Below are 22,501 nucleotides of genomic sequence, written 5' to 3'. Positions count from 1 at the left end.
ACGTATTTTAGTAAACAATAACTTGGAAACAATGAAGATACAAGCAAATGCCTCGGGAACAAGAAACATAGAAGTAACCGAGGAACACCTGCAAACAATAGAGAGATACTCACTGCTTAAAAACCTCGTCGATAGTAACGGAATAATAGACGAGACTGTGCTCGAAAAACTGCGACTGAACGTGCGTTCCATTCTGGGAGCACAACCTGCGGCAGACAAGAGCCTGCTCGACCTGTGTCTTGACGTATTATATAATCCGAATATGAAGGCTATCGGGCTGCACAATCTCTTGCTGCTTTATATCGAACAAACGAAGAAAGGAGAGGACGAGCAATAACGCAAATGCCGCAACTCACCGATTTTCTTCCTACTACAAAGAAAGAGATGCAACTCCTTGGTTGGGATGTTGCAGACGTAATCCTTTTCTCCGGCGATGCATACGTTGACCACCCCTCATTCGGAGCGGCGGTAATTGGGCGTGTGTTGCAGAGTAAAGGCTATCGAGTGGCCATAGTTCCGCAGCCCGACTGGCACGGCGACTATCGCGACTTCAAAAAACTTGGCCGCCCGAGATTGTTCTTCGGAATATCTCCGGGCTGCATGGACTCGATGGTGAATAAATATACTGCCAACAAACGGTTACGTTCCGAAGATGCTTATAGTCCCGACGGCAGGCACGACTGTCGCCCGGAATACCCTACGGTGGTATATTCAAAGATACTGAAAGAACTTTATCCCGATGTGCCTGTCATAATAGGAGGCATCGAAGCATCACTGAGACGACTCACCCACTACGACTACTGGCAAGACCGTTTGCGCCGTTGCATCTTGTGCGACAGCAATGCCGACCTGCTGAGTTACGGCATGGGCGAGAAGACCATAGTGAAAATAGCCGAAGAAATTGCTTCGGGAAGAGATGTAAGAGAACTCCGCGAACTGCCACAGACGGTGTTTCTCGCCAAGAAAGATGAGATACCAGATGGTATCAACGCTGACGATATTGTGCTACATTCACACGAGGAATGTTTGCAAAACAAGAAGGCAGAGGCAGAAAACTATATGCACATAGAGGAAGAATCGAACAAGATGCACGCGCAAAGACTGATACAGAAAGTCGGAAACGTGTATGTCGTGGTAAATCCGCCATACCCGCCGATGACCACCGAAGAACTCGATGCTTCGTTCGACCTGCCTTATACACGTCTCCCCCATCCGAAATATAAGAACAAGCGCATACCTGCATACGAAATGATAAAACACTCGGTGAACCTACACAGAGGATGTTTTGGTGGCTGCGCGTTCTGCACCATATCGGCACATCAAGGCAAATTCGTAGTGTGCCGTTCAAAGGAGAGTATTCTGAAAGAGGTTAAGGAGGTAGTAAAACTGCCCGACTTCAAAGGCTATCTGTCTGACCTCGGTGGCCCATCTGCCAACATGTACGGAATGAAAGGGCGTAACCAGAATGCGTGTGAGAAATGCAAACGACCATCGTGCATACACCCTGCCGTGTGTCCGAATCTGAATACCGACCATTCAAAACTGCTGAACATCTATCATGCTGTGGATGCTTTGCCACAGGTTAAGAAGAGTTTTATCGGCAGTGGAGTGAGATATGACCTACTGTTGCATAATTCAAAAGATGAAAAAACTAACGAATCAGCAAAACAATATACCCGCGAACTGATTTGCAAGCATGTGAGCGGCCGACTGAAAGTGGCACCGGAACATACTTCAGACGATGTCCTGAGACTCATGCGCAAACCAAATTTCCAACTCTTCGACCGATTCAAGCGGGTGTTCGACAAAATAAACCGCGAAGAGAACTTGCGCCAACAACTCATTCCTTATTTTATAAGTTCGCATCCGGGATGCCGCGAAGAGCATATGGCAGAACTCGCCGTGCTTACCAAAAGACTTGATTTCCATCTCGAACAGGTGCAAGACTTCACCCCCACACCGATGACCATTGCCACCGAGACATGGTACACCGGCTACGACCCATACACCCTCGAACCTGTATTCAGTGCAAAGACACCGCGAGAGAAACTCGCACAGCGACAATTCTTCTTCTGGTATAAACCTGAAGAACGCCGAAATATAGAAAAAGAATTGCGACGCATAGGCAGACAAGACCTCGTGAAGGAATTATACAGCAAGAAACGTTGAGCGATGAAAGTTGAGCGTTGAGCGATGTTAATCCAAGTTGTTTATAATTCAAACTTTCTTCGCTCAACGCTCCGCTCGGCTCCGACAGAAGACGATTTCGAAGAAAAGCGAAGAAATAACCCTCATCGCTCCGCTCGGCTCCGATAGGAGACGCTTTCGAAGCAAAGCGAAGAAAGAACGTTACAAAAACGCTCATCGCTCAAGACTATGCTCTTAAACCAATCACTAAGAACGCCGGCAAACTGATTTTGCGAATCGCTTACGAGCATTATAACCTGCGAACCATCATCAAGTCGCGGACCAAGACACATCCCCTCATAGTTTGCAAAGGAATGAGAAAGCAATCCGAGAGAAGTGCGCCAGCGGCAAACAAGTTGTTTGCTGACGAAAGGTGAAGCGTCTGAAAGAGTGTCACCCTGCCCTATCTGCACTTCATTCTCTACATCAACCGCATAAATCTTCATCACGGAAAATGCTCCGAGATAACCATCAGGGATATGCAACTCACGTTCAAGAACGAGCAAACGACCATCTTCAAGCACCGTCATGGCACTCACTCCACACACTATGCTTTTCATCTTTCCACCATCCTCCGGAGCATCCATAAGATACGCGTACTGCCTCCTGTTGCCTTCTGCATCAGTAGAAATAAGTCTTAGAGGCTGTCGCGACACACATTCGGCCGTTACCATAGTCCCATCTTCTTTCAATGGACATTCCGTTGTTGTCCAAAACAGATTGTTCGCGGCATCATATGCAAGCGATTCCGTTCCACGATTAGGATAAGTCTTACCTTTCAAATCTCCGAAATCGAGCGTTTTACCGGTCGGAGTGATTTTCGCGTTATATGCGAACTTATCTATCGAGAACTCTTTGGCCTCGTTTGTTTCTTCACAAGCGATGAAAAATGACCTTGAACGAGGACAATAAACAATATCCTCATTGTCCATGTTACGCTCGCCCGTAGGTAGCGTATATACATGTTTGGCACTTATTATGTTTCCGGTCTTCCTATCCACTTTTATTCTCACGAACACTATCTCACCTCGCTTGCTTTTATCACTGACAAGCGCATAGAGATCGTTCTCCACATTCACTATGCCACTATAGTTGCCTGCCGGAATGGCATTGCCGAAATCATGGGCTTTGTTTTCCCTCACAAGTACAACACTATCCTTACCATCTGCCACCGCCAACGTGCCTGTCATTATAAGTAACAATGCCGACAAAAATCCGTTTCTAATATCCATTACTTTTCACAAAAAACGTTTTCTGTCTGCAAAAATACAATTTTAGCGGCAAAGAAGCAAATCAATACCTTTCCAAAAGATATCCTTTCGCTAACCAAATTCGCCCAAATTGCAGCGCAAATTCGCCCAAATTGCTCACCAAAACAGGCGAATTTGGTTTGTATAAGAAATCTTCTCACATTACAGTTCACGACAACCTATAATTATATATATAATGTGACATCCTGATTCTGCCCACATCAATACGTCTTTTATATAAATCACTCCTTAATATTACACCACAAACAATATCGTGCACGATAAACAACAAAGATTTGTTAAAGCAACAACTATCGCGCGCGATATTATCTAAAAGGTGTTAATATTTAAAATAAATCGCTTGCGATATTAATTATTTATCATATCTTTGCATTGTCAAAACGGAACAGACATCCTAAAGACAGTAAAATATTTCGTAATTAATAAATAACAAATGATATGAAAGAACAAGTATTACAAGCAATGCGTGAAGCCGGAAAACCGGTATCTGCAGGAGACGTAACAAAATCATTGGGTGCAGACCGCAAGGAAGTTGATAAGGCTTTTGCCGAGTTGAAAAAAGAAGGAGCAATTATTTCTCCTGTTCGTTGCAAATGGGAACCAAGTAAATGAGCAAGCAAATATTAATAGTAATTACGGTGGCTTTGCTTACAATGCTCGGCTACGGTCAAAAAGCAAATGCTCAACACACAAATAATAAGGAAAATAAGATAATGAACACAGTTTACGATTTCAATCTGAAAGACAAGAAAGGCAACGACGTTAGTCTCTCTGAATATAAAGGTAAGGTATTGATGATAGTTAACACAGCAACCGGTTGCGGTTTCACACCACAATATGAAGTTCTGGAAGATATGTATAAAAGATTTAAGGCAGACGGTCTTGAAATATTGGACGTGCCATGCGATCAGTTCGGACACCAGGCTCCCGGTTCTGACGAGGAAATCTCTCAGTTCTGCACAATGAAATTCGGCACTGACTTCCCACAGTTCAAGAAAGCAGATGTTAACGGCAAGAACGAACTCCCATTGTACACATGGCTGAAGAGTCAGAAGGGTTGTGAAAGTTCTTTCGACGAGAAAATCGCCTCTGTAATGGAAAAACTTTACAACGAGAGCAATGATGAACCTCGTAAGAAAGACGACATACAATGGAACTTCACAAAGTTCATCATCAATCGTCAAGGCGAAGTGGTGGCACGATTCGAGGCTAACGCTGATATGAAACAGGTTGAAGAATGCATCTCAGCACTGCTGAAACAGTAATTCTCAGATATTCTCACAACGTCCCGATACTTGCCAAGGTATCGGGATTTGATTATTTTAATCAGTAACCACAAAACATGAATAATAACGAGCAACTGAAACTTGAGAACCAACTTTGCTTCCGTCTTTATACAGCAGCACGTCTGATTGTTCAGGCCTACGAACCGTTCTTAAAACCACAAGGCATCACCTATACTCAATATTTGGTTCTTCTGGTGTTATGGGAAAACGACAATCTGCCGATAAACGAAATCGGCAAACGACTGCTTTTAGGCATAAATACCACTTCTCCACTAATCAAACGTATGGAGAAACAAGGGCTTGTGGCTCGTCATGACAGTGATACCGACAAGCGTCAACAGATTGTTTACCTCACACAAAAGGGAAAAGATCTGAAGAAAAAGGCTGCTGTCATTCCGAGCTGTATGAAAGAAAACCTCACCTCATGCCATCTGGAACCGGAGAAACTGATAACGATGATACCCATTCTCGATGATTTTATAGACAAAATGAATAACAAGGAGTAACCTTTTCGTTACATCGCAAAGAATATTTACATAACAACAAATGGCTGTCCGCATGGATAGCCATTTATCGTTTCCATAATTCAAACAAATATCCGAAATTGACACAAATTAATATTCACAACAAATCATTACGTGACATAAGAAATATTAAAATGGGAGAAAAGGCATAAAACCATGAAAATAAGTGAATAAAAATTATTTTATGAATAACTTTATTAGTATCTTTGCACCCAAACTTTTCACACATTTTTATGGACTGGTTAATTCATTTATTTAAAACTACCGACTCGGTTGCACACATCGTGCTTTTGTATTCTATTGTGATTGCCGCTGGAGTCTTGCTGGGCAAGATTAAAATAGGCGGCATTTCACTTGGTGTAACTTTCGTTCTCTTTGCCGGAATCATTGCAGGTCATTTCGGTTTCACTGCTCCAACAAGTACCATTACCTTCATTCAGGAATTCGGACTCGTGCTATTCGTCTTTATGATTGGTTTGCAGGTAGGACCCGGTTTCTTTGAAAGTTTCGGTTCTGCCGGACTGCGACTTAACGCCATGGCAACCATAACAATCATTTTGAACGTGATTGTGATGTTCGTATGTTATTTCATTTTCTTCGACACTTCAGATTCTGCCAACCTGCCGATGATGGTTGGAACGCTGTATGGTGCAGTAACCAACACGCCCGGTCTCGGTGCTGCCAACGAAGCATTGAACAGCGTGTTCACCAATGTAAAGCCCCCGCAGATTGCATCCGGATATGCTTGTGCCTATCCTCTCGGTGTTATTGGTATTATCGGTGCTACGATTCTCATAAGATATATATGTAAGATAAAACTCAGTAAAGAAGAAAATGACCTTGAACTTAAAGAGAATGGCAACGCCAATGTGAAGCCTTGCCAACTACATCTGAAAGTAACGAATACCTATCTTGAGGGCAAGACCCTGAAGCAGGTGCATAGTTTTCTAAATCGCGACTTCGTATGTACCCGCATACTTCACGACGGACACGTAAGCATACCTAACCGTGACACGATATTTCATATCAACGACCAGTTGTTCGTGGTATGCACAGAGGCTGACACAGAGGGAATAACAGCCTTTATAGGACCAAAGATAAACGTGGAATGGGAGAAACAAGACATGCCGTTGGTGAGCAAGAGGATTCTCATTACGCGTCCGAGCATTAACGGAAAGACTCTCATCGACCTGCAACTATCGAGAGTTCATGGCGTAAACGTTACCAGGGTAACGCGGCAAGGCATGGACATATTTGCCAGTGCATCGCTGCCACTACAGGTTGGCGACCGCATAATGGTGGTTGGTCCGGAAGATTCGGTAAACCGCGTAGCAGATATGATGGGCAACTCGATACGCCGTCTTGAGGCTCCTAACATCGCAACAATATTCATCGGAATAATAATAGGAATCTTGTTCGGTTCTCTTCCGATAGCAATTCCCGGTATGGTGGTACCATTGAAAATCGGTATCGCAGGCGGTCCGCTTATCATCGCCATACTGATTGGCAGATATGGGTACAAAATACACCTCGTTACATACACTACAACATCTGCAAACATGATGCTTCGAGAAATAGGACTCGTGCTATTCCTTGCAAGTGTGGGTATAAAAGCAGGTGCCGGATTCTGGAATACGGTAACAGAGGGCGATGGTATGCTATATGTTCTGACGGGATTCCTCATAACCGTGATACCAATTCTTATCGTCGGACCCTTGGCACGCCTCCGTTTGAAACTTAATTATTTCACTATAATGGGTATGATAGCCGGAACTTATACCGACCCTCCCGCACTTGCATACGCCAATTCGTCATGCTCGAAAGAAGCACCTGCGGTGGGTTATTCGACAGTATATCCGCTCAGTATGTTCCTTAGGATTTTTATGGCTCAAACTATTATTCTTGTATGCTGTGGCGTTTGACACAGCATACAAGCTTAAAAGCCGTAGGAAAGAATCACGTTTGATAAGCAACAAACAAAACTGATATAATAATTATACAATGAAAAAACTGATTCTAACACTGGCAGTATTGTTTACCGGCATCGTGATGTTTGCCCAAGGAGCCAAGAACATCAAGATAAACGAAGTGCTGACAAACAATACTGCCAGTTTGCAAGATGATGTCGGGCGACATCTTCCGTGGTTAGAACTTGCCAACTCTTCGTATTCCACATACAACGTGCGGGGTATGTTCATCACCACAAACAGGAAAGTACTCGACGAAAACCTATCTGCGCCCGAACGAATAAAACTGATGAGCCCTATTCCCGGTGAGGAAGAAAGGACACAGATGGCCGGGCAGCAACACCTCATACTGTTCTTAAACTCCAGTCCTACGGCCGGAAAACTGCACTTCAGTGTAAGAGTAACTCCCGGTGAACCTACATGGGTGGCTCTCTACGATGGCAACGGCATAGACCTTATAGACTCAATATCGGTACCGGCACTCGGAGAAAACAAGTCTTACGCAAGAACAAAAGACGGTTCAAGACAGTGGGACATAAAGCCGGCAGAGGCTGTTACGCCCGGAATAGGCAACTACATCGAGATTAATGAGTCGAAAATTGCACGACTAAAACGAGACGACCCACACGGAATCGGTATCACCGTACTGTCAATGGGTATCGTTTTTTCGTGCCTTATATTGTTATACGTCTTCTTCACACTTTTCGGAAAATACATCATTGCATCAAAGAAAGAGAAGAAAGAGAGAGAGAAAATCAGCAAATATCCGAAAATCGTCGAGAAGAAATCCGACAGAAACGATAACGAAACAGCAGACGATGTTGCTATCGCAGTGGCCACACTCGCCATAAACGAAGAATTGGCAACATACACAGCGGTTATAGCAATGGCTCTAAAGCAGTATCAAGATGACATACACGACGAAGAGTCTGATGTCATAACAATAACGCCGCATGAAACAAGGTGGCACAATTCATTCAATAATCTTTGATAAAAAACATAAAACCAAATATAAACAATAAACAGAAATCATTATGGGCAACTATCAATATAAAGTAAACGGGATAGAATACAACGTAGAAATACAGGATATTGAAAACAACATAGCATACGTTTCAGTAAACGGAAAACAGTTTGAAATAGAAATGCCGGAGACCATAAAGACTCACAGCAAACCAAATAAAGAGGTAACGCAGAAAGAAAGTAAGCCCGCGACAGTAACAAGAAAGCAGACTCCGGAACCTAAGCAGGAAAGCAAACCGGCAAGCAAAGGGATGAAAGTGACTGCACCGCTGCCCGGAACGATAACCGAAGTGAAAGTCACCGTAGGACAAGCAGTGAAAGAGGGTGACACTGTAGTAGTTCTCGAAGCAATGAAGATGCAGAACAACATTGAGGCAGAGACCAATGGTACGATAACCGAAATACATGTAAGCGACGGCGACACCGTGATGGAAGGTAAACCGCTCGTTACCATCGGTTAAATAAAACAGAAGTAAGAAATGGGATTTACAGATTTCATAATAAGCAACTTCAATGAGTTCCTATCGTACACCGGCTTTGCCAATACCACGATACCCAACCTCATTATGATTGCCGTGGGCGCTTTCTTCATCTGGCTTGCCATAAAGAAAGACTTCGAACCACTGCTATTGGTGCCCATCGGACTCGGCATAATACTCGGAAACATACCTTTCCGTGCGGATGCCGGACTGGAAATAGGATTGTATGAAGACAACTCGGTGCTGAACATTTTCTATCAAGGAGTGCGCAATGGCTGGTATCCGCCACTTGTATTCCTTGGCATAGGAGCAATGACCGACTTCTCTTCGCTCATAGCAAACCCAAAACTCATACTTATCGGTGCCGCTGCACAGTTTGGTATCTTCGGTGCATACATGACTGCCTTGGCACTTGGATTCGAACCTAATCAGGCGGCAGGTATAGCAATTATCGGTGGTGCCGACGGGCCTACCGCCATTTTCCTCTCGTCAAAAACCGCTCCTAACCTTATGGGAGCAATCGCTGTGTGCGCCTATTCATACATGGCATTGGTGCCTGTCATACAGCCTTTCATAATGAAGGTCATGACAACCAAGAAGGAACGACTGATTCGTATGAAGTCACCACGCCAAGTATCACAGACAGAGCGCATACTCTTCCCTATCATCGGATTGCTTCTGACGACCTTCATCGTGCCATCCGGACTTCCGTTGCTCGGCATGCTGTTCTTCGGCAACCTGCTGAAAGAGTCGGGAAAGACCACACGTCTTGCAAAGACCGCAGGTTCGGCACTCAACGACATAGTTGTGATGCTGCTCGGTCTTACAGTCGGCTGCTCCACTCAGGCAAGCGAGTTCCTGACGATGAACACCATTTTCATATTCTTTATCGGTGCCTGTGCTTTCATTGTTGCTACGGCAAGCGGTGTAGGCTTTGTAAAACTGATGAACCTGTTCCTGCCAAAGGACAAGAAGATAAACCCGCTCATTGGAAACGCTGGAGTGTCGGCCGTTCCCATGTCGGCACGTATCTCTAACAACGTCGGACTGGAATACGATCGTCACAATTTCTTGCTAATGCATGCAATGGGACCTAACGTGGCCGGAGTTATTGGCTCTGCCGTGGCTGCAGGTGCATTGCTCGGTTTCCTTAAATGATAAATAATATCTGAAATATGGAACGACTAAAACTTGCCATCATAGACTCTAACACCTTATCGGTATTGGGATTGAAACATATCTTGCAAAATGTGATGCCAATTGTAAAAGTAGAGTCTTTCTACTCTTTTGATGAATTCGAGTCTCAAGAACCGGAACAGTTTGCACATCTTTTTGTTGCGATGAATATAGTTCTCGACAATCGAGCCTTCTTTCTCGAACAAGTGCGTCGGACAATTGTGCTGACAACATCGCAAGACTCTCAGATGAGCGGCTTCAAATGTATCTGCATAAACGTGCCTGAAAAGCAACTGATACGTTCCTTACTGGTGATGCACAGTGGCGGGCATCCCAAAGGAGCATACCTGCCACAACTCCCAGAATGCCTGAGCAGACAGATTCTGACAAACCGCGAACTGGAAGTTATGTCTCTCATAGTGCAAGGCTTCATAAACAAGGAAATTGCCGACAAACTGAACATCGGTCTTACAACGGTAATAACCCACCGCAAGAATATTATGGACAAACTTGGCTTGAAGAGCGTATCGGCACTGACAATCTATGCCGTGATGCATGGGTACGTTGACATCAGCAAGATATAAATTCCTATCGTGAACTATATGTTTTGCATTATGATAAAAAGAAACCGGTCGTTGGAATTGTTATCAACGACCGGTTTTTGTATTTTTACGTAATAGACTTACAATTTCACGGAACTTATATCAACGAGATTGTTAACAATGGCATAAATGGTAAGTCCTGCGGCACTATGTATCTGCAACTTACGGGCAATGTTGCGGCGATGAGTTATTACCGTGTTTATAGAAATGCAGAGATGGTCGGCAATCTCCTTGTTGGCCATTCCCTGAACCACACTTACTATAACCTCGCGCTCGCGTTCGCTTAACGACTCCCCATTTTCAGTGTTATGGCTTATCATTTTCGAAATCTTCACGCTGACATCACTCTGCTTCTTCAGTCTTTCGAGACGGCGAATGGCAGGAATAAAGATATAGTCCTCTATCTCTGCATGCTGACCAAGCCACTTTTCACTCTTATACAAGTCTGTAAGCACGGCCATGAGTTGGTTGTTGTGCAAAGCATCAGAAGGAAGATACTTGATAATGATGTTCTTTAGTTCGCGCAGTTTGAGCGTAGTCTGCCCATGATGCTTTGAGAAAGTCTCAATATCATAACCATCTTCCGGTTCTCCATTCAGCAGTTTGTCAACGTATGGGAACACGTTTTCTTCCTCATATTTCATGTGCGTCCTTATCTCTCGCGCATAAGAATCATATAGTTTCAGTATAAGTCTGGCCAAGTTATCATTCTCGTCGAGAGCCGCAAAGAGTTCTTTACGTATTGTCGGAAGTTGGTAGTCAAGGTAATAGACATGCGATGCTTTCAGATAATGCAACAATGTCGGTACTGAAAGACGACCGTTGTCATCACTGTCTCGATAACCGTTGATAGAGAAATTAACCACTGCAAGGAATGTGTATGTATCCACATCCTGGTCTTCACACACCTCCTTTACCGTCTTATCGCCAAATCCAAGGTTTATTCCGAATCTACCTAAACTCTCAAGTATATGATAATTGTCGGAGATGAGTGTTATCATCTTGTCCTCGGCTTCATACATTTTATAGTCACGCATATCACTTACCTTATATAATTAATAAAGGCATAGAGAAAACACAGTTGTCATTCTCCATATCTTTTAATGTTGTTACTATTTTGCGTATGCAACGGAACGAGTCTCTCGGATAACAGTTATCTTAACCTGTCCCGGATATGTCATTTCGTTCTGTATCTTCGTTGCTATCTCTCCTGAAAGTGTTTCGGTGTCCCTGTCGTCCATCTTGTCTGCTCCGACAATTACACGAAGTTCTCTACCGGCCTGTATGGCATAGGTCTTTGTTACTCCCGGATAACTCATTGCAATTGCTTCAAGGTCGTTAAGACGCTTTATGTAAGCCTCTACAATCTCTCGGCGTGCTCCCGGACGTGCACCGCTTATGGCATCACATACCTGTACTATCGGGGCGAGCAGAGTCTGCATTTCCATTTCGTCGTGGTGAGCACCTATAGCATTGCAAATGTCAGGTTTCTCCTTGTACTTCTCTGCAATCTTCGCTCCATATAGAGCATGTGGCAATTCGCTTTCCTCATCAGGCACTTTACCAATATCGTGAAGCAATCCTGCGCGTTTGGCTTTCTTGGGGTTCAGTCCGAGTTCACTTGCCATCACCGCACAAAGGTTTGCCGTCTCGCGGGCATGTTGCAAAAGATTCTGTCCGTAAGAAGAGCGGTATTTCATCTTTCCAACAATCCTTATTAGTTCGGGATGCAGACCATGAATACCAAGGTCTATCGATGTCCGCTTTCCGGTTTCTATTACCTCGTTGTCAATCTGCTTCTTTACCTTTGCCACAACTTCTTCAATACGCGCGGGATGAATACGTCCGTCGCTTACGAGTTGGTGCAGGGCAAGGCGGCAAATCTCACGGCGAATAGGGTCAAAGGCCGAGATTACAATGGCTTCAGGAGTATCGTCAACAACAATTTCCACACCACAGGCAGCCTCAAGGGCACGGATATTGCGACCCTCACGGCCTATTATGCGACCTTTCACTTCATCATTATCAATATGGAATACGCTGACCGAGTTTTCTATTGCGGTCTCGGTAGCCGTGCGCTGTATTGTCTGTATAACGATTTTCTTTGCCTGTTGGTTTGCGTTGAGTTTCGCCTCGTCCATTATTTCGTTGATATACGATGCAGCGTCTGTGCGTGCTTCGTCTTTCAGACTTTCCACAAGGCGTGTCTTTGCTTCTTCTGCACTCAATCCTGACAGTTCTTCGAGTTTCTCACGTTCCTGTAATTGCATCTTTTCCAATTCCTCTTGCTTTACCGCAATGATTTTTTTCTCGTTTTCGATGCGCTGCTGCTGTTGTTCTATTTCCTGTCTGCGCTTTGCAACATCTTCCTGTTTTTGAGAGAGGGCGATTTCTCTTTGTTTCAGTTTGTTCTCGCTTTGTTGGATACGTTGTGTGCGTGTTCTTACCTCTTTTTCGAGTTCGTTTTTCTTGTTTAGGAAAGTTTCCTTTACCTCCAGCAGTTTTTTCTCTTTCAGCACCTCTGCTTCTTTTTCTGCCGTAGATAACATCTCGTTATATTTTCCCGTTGCAATGTAACGGAAAACGGAATATCCTATGACACCACCTATCAAAAGTGCAGCCACGGCTATTATTGCATAAATCATAAATGTATAAGTTTTTTATATTATGTTAATATTCTCGTTATTTCTCTTTATTATCACAGAACCTCCTCTATTTCCGAAGTTATCTTGGCGAGAATATCATCGTAAGGAGAAGTATCATTACGGTCTTTGTTTTTCACGTATCGCAATGCGATGTCTATCAAGGCCATATAAAGTAGTTCCTTGTCGCTTTTGCGCCCTTTGAAAACCTGTGCGTAATTGTTTACTGTCTCCGTAATAAGTTTTGCGGCATTACGATAAAACTCCTCTTCCTCGCGTACAATGGTCACGGGAAGTTCCATATCGTAAACATGCAATCTTATGTGTAATTTGTTATTGTCTTCTGCCATTTGCCTCGGTATTAGGGTCATTCCTCCGTACCACTGAGCAACGTGATGCATTTGTTCACGTCTCTTATGAGACCGGCCACGCGCTTCTTGGCACCTTCAAGGTCACCATCTGTTACTTCAAGCATTTTTGCCATCTTGAGCGAATTGTAGTCACGCTGTGCTTGCTGGTTCTGAGATTCCAACTTTTTTATCAAGGTATCTCGCTCATCCACCATAGCATACAACTCTTCATTCTCCTTTTTCAGTTGATTGAAGCGGAGTATCATCTGCCTTACGCGCGTTGTGAAGAGCGTTATAGTTTTCTCATTTGCAGCCATGCACCTACAATTTTCGACAAAAGTAGCATTTTTTTATAATATAACAAAATTTCTATAACGAAATTTCGTATTTTTTTAGTATTCCGATTATTAAGATGCTCGCCATTGATGATTGGCTATATCAATCCTGATCTTTTCTTCCCGGTTCTTTCTTTGCAAGAATCACCACTTGATAAACGAAATCAGTAACCCATTTTTGTGAAAAACCGAGTCGCTTATTGTACTGGCGCACCGCTATCGCAGACTTCATCACTCCTGCATCGCTATAGTCATTCTTTGTGAATATATCGTTGACGGTTTTCTCGGTCATGCTATATATGGCTTTCTTGAAGAAAGAAGGCACGCGAAGTTTGAACTTCATCAGGTTGCCCATAAGCATCATAAGATCTTGAGAGAAACCTTGAAACTGAATCATGTAAGTCTGCACGTCTTGCAACTTACGACAGTTTTTCTTCAGACTCAAATCAATTTCCTTGAAAAAATCGTCTGAAGTTCCATACATTTCTTTCATCATCTTACGGCAATGACTCTTCTCGCCCACTCCCAACTTATTATTCACCGTAGGCACTTTCAATGTTGTCTTGAATGTCCTAAGGTCGGGAAGCCACGCGAGGTTTGTTATTCCGAGACTTGAAGCCATTGAAGCTTGAAAGTAAACTCTGACAAGAGTCATATAATCTTCCATGCCACCAATCTTTGCTTCTTCACTATCTTTACGTCCAAATAATTTATTTAAGAAACTCATGATTACTACAAAATTTCGTGCAAAAGTACTCCTTATTTGCGAAAAATCAAAATATTTTGTCATATTTCTCCATATTACAGTTGCTATCTCCGATTTAATTATTACCTTTGCAATGATTTTTGCAAAAATACTTTTTGGATAAAACATTTTTTATGAAAGGAATAGTTCTTGCCGGAGGTAGTGGCACACGACTCTACCCTATAACAAAGGGCATAAGTAAACAGTTGATTCCAATCTTTGACAAGCCGATGATTTACTATCCCATCTCGGCTCTAATGCAGGCTGGAATAAGAGATATCCTAATAATTTCCACTCCTCACGACCTTCCGGGTTTCCAACGTCTGTTCGGTGACGGGAAAGACATCGGTGTGAATTTCGAGTATGCCGAGCAGCCATCACCAGACGGATTGGCACAGGCATTTATAATCGGTGAGAAATTCATTGGCGACGATTGCGTATGCCTTGTGCTCGGAGATAATATATTCCACGGTGTAGGGTTTACAGAAGTTTTGAAGCAAAGTGTCATCGATGCAGAGAAAAACGGAAATGCAACTGTCTTCGGATACTATGTGAACGACCCTGAAAGATACGGTGTGGCCGAGTTCGACTCGCAAGGAAACTGCCTCTCAATAGAGGAAAAACCAAAGAATCCAAAAAGCAACTATGCCGTTGTGGGACTATATTTTTATCCCAACAGCGTGGTGGAAATTACCAAGAATATTAAACCAAGTGCACGTGGAGAACTTGAGATTACTACCGTAAACCAAGAATATCTCAAACGCAAATGCCTTAAGGTGCAGACACTTCAGCGTGGCTTCGCATGGCTTGACACAGGAACACACGACAGTCTGTCTGAAGCAAGTACATTCATTGAGGTTATAGAGAAACGACAGGGACTGAAGATAGCATGTCTTGAAGAGATTGCATATACAAATGGCTGGATAGATGCCGCACGTGTATCTGAACTTGCAGAACCGATGCTAAAGAACGATTATGGACAATATTTGAAACGCCTGATAAACGAATAAAGCAATAATTACAAGAATACATATTAATATATTAGATAATGATGGAAGAGAAGAAGAATTATGAAATAACAAACATTATTGAGGAAGAGGAACAGTCGGCATTCAGTTTTGCGTCTATATATGCAGCATTTATTCTGAACTGGAAATGGTTTGTATTGTCGCTTATTATCTGTGTTGGATTGGCGGCAGCCTACCTCAGATATACAACACCTATATATCAGACAACCGCTCAACTCCTAATCAAGGCTCCGGAAAAAGGTTCTGCTTACAGCAGCAACAGTTTTAAGAGTACACTTGCCACCGGTGTAGTAAGCAATAATGAGGGTATCATGAACGAGATACAGATTCTGCGTTCACAAAGACTTGCCGAACAAGTGGTAAGAGATTTGAAACTTTATGTCAACTATATAAGACACGGACGTATTAACGATGTGTTGATGTATAAAGACAATTATCTAAATGTGGACTTGGATCAAGTAAGTCTGAACAACTTGATTTACGACATAAAACTTGAAGTATCACGCGAGAAGAACTCTTTCAAAATTCATGGTACGGCCGGTAACACAGAGATAGACCAGACAATAAAGTCTCTGCCGGCATCTATAAAGACAAGTGTCGGAATAATATCATTCACTGCGAACCCATTCGCTTCGCTGAAAGACGGCAATGAGATGACCGTTATAATAAGTTCTCCTAAAAAAGTATGCTTGAAATATGTTGCAGGATTAGAAACATCAACGATGGATGAAACATCGATAGCAATACTGAATTTGAAAGATGAGAACATAAGTCGTGCATCCGACTTTCTCAAGCAACTCGTAGTATGTTATAACCGTCAGGCTAATGAAGATAAGAACCAAGTGGCATACCGAACAGAGGAATTCATAAACAGTCGACTTGAAAAAATCAATGCCGAACTTAATAGCACAGAGGGAGAACTCGAAGCCTATAAGAGACGTAACAATATGGTAGAACTGAGTATAAGTGGTTCTGCTGCGGTTGCTAACAGCAATGAGTACGAAAAACAACTTGCAACGGCAAACACACAGATACAATTGCTTAACGAACTAAGTTCTTATGTCAGAGAGCCGGGGAATAAATATCAGGTAATACCTTCTAATGTAGGTCTTTCAGACGGAGCATCTACACAACTCATCAGCCGATACAATCAGGTTGTAATAGAGCGTAGCCGACTGCTTAAGACCGCAAGCGAATCAAGTCCGGTCGTTACACCATTGACTGAAGAACTCAATGATCTCTCATCAAGCATACAGCAAGCCTTAAACCAGCAACGCCGCTCGGCAGAGATACAGCGAAATTCAATCGCATCGCAATACGGACAATACGCAGGACAGATACAACAGACACCGGGACAAGAGAGAATGCTGACACAGATAGGACGACAGCAGGAAGTGAAGTCAGGACTTTATCTGATGCTTTTGCAGAAGCGCGAGGAGAACTCCATATCGCTTGCAGCAACTGCCGACAAGGGAAAACTCATTGACGACCCGATATATACAGGAATGATAAGTCCTAAATCAAATATCATTTTCCTTATCGCACTAGCGGTGGCTATCGGTCTTCCGTCTCTAATACTATTCCTCATAAGCATATTCCGATACAAGATAGAGGGGCATGAAGATGTAGTGAAACTCACCAAACTGCCTATTATTGCCGATGTTGCCGTGGCAAGTGAAACGGCTAAGACAAAGGCAGGAATCGTAGTACATGAGAATCAGAACAACCAAATGGAGGAAATATTCCGCTCTATGCGAACAAATCTCCAGTTCATGCTTAAGGGGAACGATAAGGTTATCATGTTTACATCATCAATTTCCGGAGAAGGTAAAACATTCACTGCTGCCAACCTTGCAGTAAGTTTCGCTCTTCTGGGTAAAAAAGCAGTGTTGATTGGCCTTGATATACGTAAGCCTCGATTGTCAGAATTGTTCGAACTGAAAGACCATACCCACGGCATCACTCCACTATTGTTGCAAGATGACCCGACATGGGAAATGATTCAAGAGCAGATTCTGCCATCAGAAATCAACGACAACCTCGAACTTTTGCTTGCAGGTCCTATTCCTCCTAATCCGGCGGAACTACTTACACGTGAATCTCTTGACAAGATAATAAACATAATGCGTGATAAGTACGACTTCATCATCATCGATACCGCACCCGTTGGCCTTGTAACAGATACGCTACAGATAGGACGCGTATCAGATGCTACTATATATATGTGTCGTGCCGACTATACACCTAAGACAAGTTTCGACCTTATAAACGGACTTGCAAACGAGAAGAAACTACCGAATATGGCCTTGGTAATCAATGGCATCGACATGTCGAAAAAGAAACACGGCTATTATTACGGCTACGGCAGTTATGGCAAATACGGTCGTTACGGACGATACGGCAGTTACGGTAATTATGGTTCTTATGGCCAATATGGCTCTTATGGTCAATATGGTAACAGCCATTATGCAAACAAGAACGACAGTTCGATAAAACTTAAATAACCCTTATAAATGGCATGTCTGTTTTTCAGACATGCCATTTAAAATATGCAATCATATATATCCACGAACATATATAATTAATATCACAAAATGAAAAGAAAACTAACAAAGGTGCTCGTGCTTGGTTCGGGCGCACTTAAAATCGGACAGGCCGGCGAATTCGATTATTCTGGCTCACAGGCTTTGAAGGCATTGAAAGAAGAAGGAATCACATCGGTACTCGTCAATCCCAACATTGCCACGATACAAACCAGTGAGGGCATTGCCGATAAGGTTTATTTCCAACCTGTGAACACACATTTCGTAACGGAGATAATAAAGAAAGAACGCCCTGACGGAATACTACTTGCATTCGGAGGACAGACTGCACTTAATTGTGGAACAGAACTTTACCTGAATGGAACACTGAAAGAATATGATGTAGAAGTGCTCGGAACAAGCGTTGAGGCTATTATTAATACTGAAGACCGCGACCTTTTCGTGAAGAAACTTGACGAGATAGGCATGAAGACACCGGTGAGTCACGCAGTAGAAAATATTGGAGATGCACTTAAAGCGGCTAAAGAGATAGGATTCCCGGTCATGATTCGTTCGGCATACGCACTCGGAGGTCTCGGTTCCGGTATCTGTCAAGATGAGAAGGCGTTCAAGACTCTTGCAGAAAGTGCCTTCACTTTTGCACCGCAAATCTTAGTTGAGGAAAGCCTGAAAGGATGGAAAGAGATAGAATTCGAATGCATACGAGATGCCAACGACCACTGTTTCACCGTGGCTTCAATGGAAAACTTCGACCCTCTCGGCATACATACCGGTGAATCGATTGTTGTTGCACCAACTTGTTCGCTCACCGGAGAACAAGTTGAGATGCTGCAAGACATCTCAAGACGCTGCGTAAGACACTTGAACATCGTGGGAGAGTGTAACATTCAGTTTGCTTTCAACGCAGAAACGAACGACTATCGCATCATTGAGATTAATGCACGCCTGTCACGTTCGTCTGCCCTCGCATCCAAAGCCACAGGTTATCCGCTCGCTTTCGTTGCCGCGAAGATTGCATTGGGCTACACACTCGACAAAATAGGAGAAATGGGAACTATCAACTCAGCCTACGTCGCACCACAACTCGACTACATGATTTGCAAGATTCCACGTTGGGATCTTACCAAATTTGCGGGCGTGAGCCGCTTGATAGGTTCAAGCATGAAGTCGGTCGGCGAGATAATGAGCATCGGACGTTCTTTCGAGGAGATGATTCAGAAAGGATTGCGCATGATAGGACAAGGTATGCACGGCTTCGTTGGCAACGATCACACGCGATTCGAGAACCTTGAAGAGGAACTACAGCATCCCACCGACCTACGCATCTTTGCAATAGCACAGGCTCTGGAAGAAGATTATAGTGTGGAACGCATAGAAGAACTGACAAAAATAGATAAGTGGTTCATATCCAGACTGAAGAATATCGTTGATATAAAGCACGAGTTACAGAAATATAACGATATCGAAGCCCTACCCGACACCTTGCTGCAGAAAGCCAAACAAGCAGGATTCTCCGATTTCCAGATTGCCCGTTTCGTATTGAAGCCACAATCAACAAACATGGAAAATGAGACCCTGAAAACAAGAAACTACCGCAAAGAGCGTGGTATTATACCATCGGTAAAGCGTATCAACACCGTGGCAAGTGAGCATCCGGAACTTACTAACTACCTTTATTTCACATATCTGCCACTTGCAGAGCCTACAAATTCTGACAAGATGACTACCGAAGAATGGCGCGAGATAGTAAGCAAGACAGGAATAAAGGTACAGAATGACATTCCATATTACAAGAACGAGAAGTCAGTGGTGGTACTCGGTTCGGGCGCATACCGCATAGGTTCGAGCGTAGAGTTCGACTGGTGCTCCGTAAATGCAATAAACACAGCACGCAAACTGGGATACAAGTCGATAATGATAAACTATAATCCGGAGACCGTATCCACAGACTATGATATATGCGACCGTCTCTATTTCGATGAATTATCAATGGAGCGCGTGCTTGATGTAATAGATCTTGAAGAACCACGGGGCGTTATAGTCAGCGTTGGAGGCCAGATCCCGAATAACCTCGCGATGAAACTTCACCGTCAAAGCATACCGGTACTCGGTACAAGCCCTGTCAACATCGACCGAGCAGAGAACCGTGACAAGTTCTCGGCAATGCTCGACAAACTTGGCATCGATCAACCTGCATGGCGAGCACTGACATCAATCGATGATATAAAAGAGTTTGTAAAAGAAACAGGATTCCCTGTATTGGTGCGCCCATCTTACGTACTTTCTGGTGCTGCAATGAACGTATGTTATGACAATGAGGAATTAGAGCGTTTCCTGAAGATGGCTACCGAGGTCTCGAAGGAGTTCCCTGTCGTTGTTAGTCAATTCATGAAAGAGACCAAGGAGATAGAGTTTGACGCTGTGGCAGATAAGGGTAAAGTCGTGGAATATGCCATTTCAGAGCACGTGGAGTATGCCGGAGTACACTCAGGAGATGCCACAATTGTGTTCCCTGCGCAACATATCTATTTCTCAACAATACGTAGAATAAAGAAGATTGCCTATAAGATTGCCGAAGAACTAAATATTTCAGGACCATTCAATATTCAGTTCCTTGCCAAAAACCGCGAACTGAAAGTCATTGAATGTAACCTGCGTGCCTCACGTTCATTCCCGTTTGTATCAAAAATACTTAAGTGTAATTTTATCGAAACGGCAACGAAAATCATGCTTGATGCACCTTACGAGAAACCTGACAAGAGCGAGTTCGACATTGACCGCATCGGAGTTAAGGCTTCCCAGTTCTCTTTTGCACGACTACAGAATGCCGACCCGGTGCTTGGAGTAGATATGTCATCTACTGGTGAGGTGGGTTGTTTGGGCGACGACCTGCACGAAGCACTGCTCAATGCACTTTTAGCCATTGGCTACCGACTGCCAAGACGTGACGGAGGCGCGGTGCTTATATCTTCGGGAGCAGCCAAAGGAAAGGTTTCTTTGCTCGAGCCGGCACGCCAATTGGTAAAGAACGGCTATAAGATTTACGCCACACCGGGCACTGCTATGTTCTTCAAGGAGAACGATGTGGAGGCTACTGCGGTGGCATGGCCAGACGAGGAGGGAGACAACAACGTTATGGACATGATTGCGGAACACAAATTCGACCTCATAATCAATGAACCGAAGAATCATTCTAACCGCGAACTCACCAATGGCTACCGCATACGCCGTGGTGCAATCGACCATAACATTCCGCTTATGACCAACGTCCGCCTCGCCAAAGCATTCATCGAAGCGTTCTGTAGCATCTCACTTGAAGAGATTAAGATAAAGAGTTGGCAGGAATACAACATGTAATTCCTAATTTATACGAAAGTTAACAACATAGAATGAAATCCATATCATTTCCATTTATATAATGGACGATATGGATTTCCTTTTTATCCACGCACCAATTTCTATATGAGTTCAAAATAGGCACATCAAAAAAGAGTTCTAATATTATATTGGTGTCAACTAAAACTCTTCTTTATTTCACAACCACTTTTTTACCATTCACGACATATATGCCGGCAGGTAATTGGCTATTTTCTTTAATTCGCATTCCTCCCAAGGTATAAGTTCCCTTGTGGTTTTCCGATTCATACGAATTTACATTTTCTATTCCGCTTGCCTCTCCCGTCATGAAGACAATCTCGTCCAAGCAGAGACGATACTGGTCTGTACTGTTGTAATGACGGAAAGCAACATATTTCGTTCCCTCCGGCAAATTGACAGCACGTTTCAGCCAAGGAGTCATCACCGGCGGATTGCCATCGGTAGTCTCGTTGTCGCCAATCTTTCTTGGTGTCTTTGCCGATTGCTGACCAATTGTTTCCTCGAAGATTATACTGAAGTCAGCCGGCTCCTGCCCTGTTGAGGATGCACACACTGCATAGTGCTCGACAGGAAAGTGTTCATCGCCTGTACACACATAGTATGAAACATTCCCTGCACCGCTTATTTCAGGACTTATGATATAATTGTCTGGAGTAAGTGCACTGCCAAACCATGATTCGGAAATCATAAATCCTTCCGTTTCATTAGCCCCCTTCCAACCATCGAATTGATAGATGAGCCGCCAGTTATGACCATCATTGTCCACATCAACATACTTCCAATCGATAGGGGCATCCTTGGTCTCAAAGTTCTGAGACAACACTACAGTCTGTGCATTCACGTCTTGCGGACAGAACGAAAGTGCCGGTATTGCCATTAAAAAAGCAATGTACATTTTGTGATAATAGTTTTTCTTCATAGTAATAATAAATTTTGGGGATACCGAATCACCGGCATCAGGTTAA

20 protein-coding genes are annotated in these 22,501 nt (G+C 43.5%); 13 read left to right on the top strand and 7 right to left on the bottom strand.

Annotated elements, in window-relative coordinates; all coding sequences use genetic code 11:
* Positions 1 to 31: 31 nt before the first annotated feature.
* Positions 32 to 337 carry a hypothetical protein gene (locus EHV08_RS01975; RefSeq protein WP_126677755.1) on the top strand — a complete coding sequence of 102 codons (306 nt, stop codon included), beginning with the start codon at positions 32 to 34 and terminating at the stop codon, positions 335 to 337.
* Positions 338 to 342: 5 nt separating this feature from the next.
* Positions 343 to 2,169, top strand: coding sequence for a YgiQ family radical SAM protein (locus EHV08_RS01970; RefSeq protein ID WP_126677754.1), 1,827 nt, complete (start codon positions 343 to 345; stop codon positions 2,167 to 2,169).
* 122 nt (positions 2,170 to 2,291) lie between these two features.
* Here the strand turns inward: EHV08_RS01970 and EHV08_RS01965 are convergent, their stop codons facing one another.
* Positions 2,292 to 3,419, bottom strand: a complete 1,128-nt coding sequence (locus EHV08_RS01965) for an esterase-like activity of phytase family protein (RefSeq protein WP_126677753.1) — start codon at positions 3,417 to 3,419, stop codon at positions 2,292 to 2,294.
* A 477-nt stretch (positions 3,420 to 3,896) separates the two neighbouring features.
* Between EHV08_RS01965 and EHV08_RS01960 the strand changes: the two genes are divergently transcribed.
* From EHV08_RS01960 to EHV08_RS01925, 8 genes are all read left to right on the top strand, one after another.
* Positions 3,897 to 4,070, top strand: coding sequence for a transcriptional regulator (locus tag EHV08_RS01960; RefSeq protein ID WP_126677752.1), 174 nt, complete (start codon positions 3,897 to 3,899; stop codon positions 4,068 to 4,070).
* A gap of 101 nt (positions 4,071 to 4,171) precedes the next feature.
* Entirely contained in the window at positions 4,172 to 4,723 is a 552-nt protein-coding gene (locus tag EHV08_RS01955) for a glutathione peroxidase (RefSeq protein WP_126679388.1), read from the top strand.
* Positions 4,724 to 4,800: 77 nt separating this feature from the next.
* Entirely contained in the window at positions 4,801 to 5,250 is a 450-nt protein-coding gene (locus EHV08_RS01950; protein WP_126677751.1) for a MarR family winged helix-turn-helix transcriptional regulator, read from the top strand.
* Positions 5,251 to 5,501: 251 nt separating this feature from the next.
* Positions 5,502 to 7,190, top strand: a complete 1,689-nt coding sequence (locus tag EHV08_RS01945; RefSeq protein ID WP_126677750.1) for a putative transporter — start codon at positions 5,502 to 5,504, stop codon at positions 7,188 to 7,190.
* Positions 7,191 to 7,269: 79 nt separating this feature from the next.
* Positions 7,270 to 8,226, top strand: a complete 957-nt coding sequence (locus EHV08_RS01940; RefSeq protein WP_126677749.1) for an OadG family protein — start codon at positions 7,270 to 7,272, stop codon at positions 8,224 to 8,226.
* A 43-nt stretch (positions 8,227 to 8,269) separates the two neighbouring features.
* A complete protein-coding gene (locus EHV08_RS01935) occupies positions 8,270 to 8,719 on the top strand; it encodes a biotin/lipoyl-containing protein (RefSeq protein ID WP_126677748.1) in 450 nt (149 codons plus the stop codon).
* An 18-nt stretch (positions 8,720 to 8,737) separates the two neighbouring features.
* Entirely contained in the window at positions 8,738 to 9,895 is a 1,158-nt protein-coding gene (locus tag EHV08_RS01930) for a sodium ion-translocating decarboxylase subunit beta (protein WP_126677747.1), read from the top strand.
* 17 nt (positions 9,896 to 9,912) lie between these two features.
* On the top strand, positions 9,913 to 10,497 hold the full coding sequence (locus EHV08_RS01925; RefSeq protein WP_126677746.1) for a helix-turn-helix transcriptional regulator: 585 nt from the start codon (positions 9,913 to 9,915) through the stop codon (positions 10,495 to 10,497).
* A 98-nt stretch (positions 10,498 to 10,595) separates the two neighbouring features.
* On the opposite strand, the gene EHV08_RS01920 is transcribed toward EHV08_RS01925, so the two are convergent.
* The 5 genes from EHV08_RS01920 to EHV08_RS01900 form a co-directional block, all read right to left on the bottom strand.
* Entirely contained in the window at positions 10,596 to 11,552 is a 957-nt protein-coding gene (locus EHV08_RS01920; protein ID WP_126677745.1) for a LuxR C-terminal-related transcriptional regulator, read from the bottom strand.
* A gap of 75 nt (positions 11,553 to 11,627) precedes the next feature.
* Positions 11,628 to 13,160 carry a ribonuclease Y gene (rny, locus tag EHV08_RS01915; protein ID WP_126677744.1) on the bottom strand — a complete coding sequence of 511 codons (1,533 nt, stop codon included), beginning with the start codon at positions 13,158 to 13,160 and terminating at the stop codon, positions 11,628 to 11,630.
* Between the two features lie 53 nt (positions 13,161 to 13,213).
* Positions 13,214 to 13,507 (bottom strand): cell division protein ZapA, encoded by a 294-nt coding sequence (locus EHV08_RS01910; RefSeq protein ID WP_126677743.1) that lies wholly within the window; start codon positions 13,505 to 13,507, stop codon positions 13,214 to 13,216.
* A 17-nt stretch (positions 13,508 to 13,524) separates the two neighbouring features.
* The gene (locus tag EHV08_RS01905; RefSeq protein ID WP_126677742.1) at positions 13,525 to 13,824 is read right to left on the bottom strand and encodes a hypothetical protein; all 300 of its coding nucleotides are present in this window, start codon (positions 13,822 to 13,824) and stop codon (positions 13,525 to 13,527) included.
* 121 nt (positions 13,825 to 13,945) lie between these two features.
* Positions 13,946 to 14,569, bottom strand: a complete 624-nt coding sequence (locus EHV08_RS01900; RefSeq protein ID WP_126677741.1) for a hypothetical protein — start codon at positions 14,567 to 14,569, stop codon at positions 13,946 to 13,948.
* 152 nt (positions 14,570 to 14,721) lie between these two features.
* Between EHV08_RS01900 and rfbA the strand changes: the two genes are divergently transcribed.
* From rfbA to carB, 3 genes are all read left to right on the top strand, one after another.
* Positions 14,722 to 15,597 (top strand): glucose-1-phosphate thymidylyltransferase RfbA, encoded by an 876-nt coding sequence (gene rfbA, locus EHV08_RS01895; RefSeq protein ID WP_126677740.1) that lies wholly within the window; start codon positions 14,722 to 14,724, stop codon positions 15,595 to 15,597.
* A gap of 41 nt (positions 15,598 to 15,638) precedes the next feature.
* Entirely contained in the window at positions 15,639 to 18,119 is a 2,481-nt protein-coding gene (locus EHV08_RS01890) for a GumC family protein (protein WP_126679387.1), read from the top strand.
* A 90-nt stretch (positions 18,120 to 18,209) separates the two neighbouring features.
* The gene (carB, locus tag EHV08_RS01885) at positions 18,210 to 21,515 is read left to right on the top strand and encodes a carbamoyl-phosphate synthase (glutamine-hydrolyzing) large subunit (RefSeq protein ID WP_126677739.1); all 3,306 of its coding nucleotides are present in this window, start codon (positions 18,210 to 18,212) and stop codon (positions 21,513 to 21,515) included.
* 172 nt (positions 21,516 to 21,687) lie between these two features.
* Here the strand turns inward: carB and EHV08_RS01880 are convergent, their stop codons facing one another.
* Entirely contained in the window at positions 21,688 to 22,455 is a 768-nt protein-coding gene (locus EHV08_RS01880; RefSeq protein ID WP_126677738.1) for a choice-of-anchor J domain-containing protein, read from the bottom strand.
* Positions 22,456 to 22,501: the final 46 nt, after the last annotated feature.

It is taken from the genome of Prevotella koreensis, from assembly GCF_003977605.1.
GTDB lineage: Bacteria > Bacteroidota > Bacteroidia > Bacteroidales > Bacteroidaceae > Prevotella > Prevotella koreensis.
This window is presented reverse-complemented; position numbering and strand designations above follow the sequence as displayed.

Bases quoted from the DNA above. Each gene is read 5' to 3' on its own strand.
- EHV08_RS01975 (WP_126677755.1), top strand. From the start codon at position 32: ATGAAGATACAAGCAAATGCCTCGGGAACAAGAAACATAGAAGTAACC.
- EHV08_RS01950 (WP_126677751.1), top strand. From the start codon at position 4,801: ATGAATAATAACGAGCAACTGAAACTTGAGAACCAACTTTGCTTCCGT.
- EHV08_RS01965 (WP_126677753.1), bottom strand. From the start codon at position 3,419: ATGGATATTAGAAACGGATTTTTGTCGGCATTGTTACTTATAATGACA.
- EHV08_RS01960 (WP_126677752.1), top strand. From the start codon at position 3,897: ATGAAAGAACAAGTATTACAAGCAATGCGTGAAGCCGGAAAACCGGTA.
- rfbA (WP_126677740.1), top strand. From the start codon at position 14,722: ATGAAAGGAATAGTTCTTGCCGGAGGTAGTGGCACACGACTCTACCCT.
- EHV08_RS01910 (WP_126677743.1), bottom strand. From the start codon at position 13,507: ATGGCAGAAGACAATAACAAATTACACATAAGATTGCATGTTTACGAT.
- EHV08_RS01880 (WP_126677738.1), bottom strand. From the start codon at position 22,455: ATGAAGAAAAACTATTATCACAAAATGTACATTGCTTTTTTAATGGCA.
- EHV08_RS01900 (WP_126677741.1), bottom strand. From the start codon at position 14,569: ATGAGTTTCTTAAATAAATTATTTGGACGTAAAGATAGTGAAGAAGCA.
- EHV08_RS01945 (WP_126677750.1), top strand. From the start codon at position 5,502: ATGGACTGGTTAATTCATTTATTTAAAACTACCGACTCGGTTGCACAC.
- EHV08_RS01905 (WP_126677742.1), bottom strand. From the start codon at position 13,824: ATGGCTGCAAATGAGAAAACTATAACGCTCTTCACAACGCGCGTAAGG.
- EHV08_RS01925 (WP_126677746.1), top strand. From the start codon at position 9,913: ATGGAACGACTAAAACTTGCCATCATAGACTCTAACACCTTATCGGTA.
- EHV08_RS01890 (WP_126679387.1), top strand. From the start codon at position 15,639: ATGGAAGAGAAGAAGAATTATGAAATAACAAACATTATTGAGGAAGAG.
- carB (WP_126677739.1), top strand. From the start codon at position 18,210: ATGAAAAGAAAACTAACAAAGGTGCTCGTGCTTGGTTCGGGCGCACTT.
- EHV08_RS01970 (WP_126677754.1), top strand. From the start codon at position 343: ATGCCGCAACTCACCGATTTTCTTCCTACTACAAAGAAAGAGATGCAA.
- EHV08_RS01920 (WP_126677745.1), bottom strand. From the start codon at position 11,552: ATGCGTGACTATAAAATGTATGAAGCCGAGGACAAGATGATAACACTC.
- EHV08_RS01930 (WP_126677747.1), top strand. From the start codon at position 8,738: ATGGGATTTACAGATTTCATAATAAGCAACTTCAATGAGTTCCTATCG.
- rny (WP_126677744.1), bottom strand. From the start codon at position 13,160: ATGATTTATGCAATAATAGCCGTGGCTGCACTTTTGATAGGTGGTGTC.
- EHV08_RS01935 (WP_126677748.1), top strand. From the start codon at position 8,270: ATGGGCAACTATCAATATAAAGTAAACGGGATAGAATACAACGTAGAA.
- EHV08_RS01955 (WP_126679388.1), top strand. From the start codon at position 4,172: ATGAACACAGTTTACGATTTCAATCTGAAAGACAAGAAAGGCAACGAC.
- EHV08_RS01940 (WP_126677749.1), top strand. From the start codon at position 7,270: ATGAAAAAACTGATTCTAACACTGGCAGTATTGTTTACCGGCATCGTG.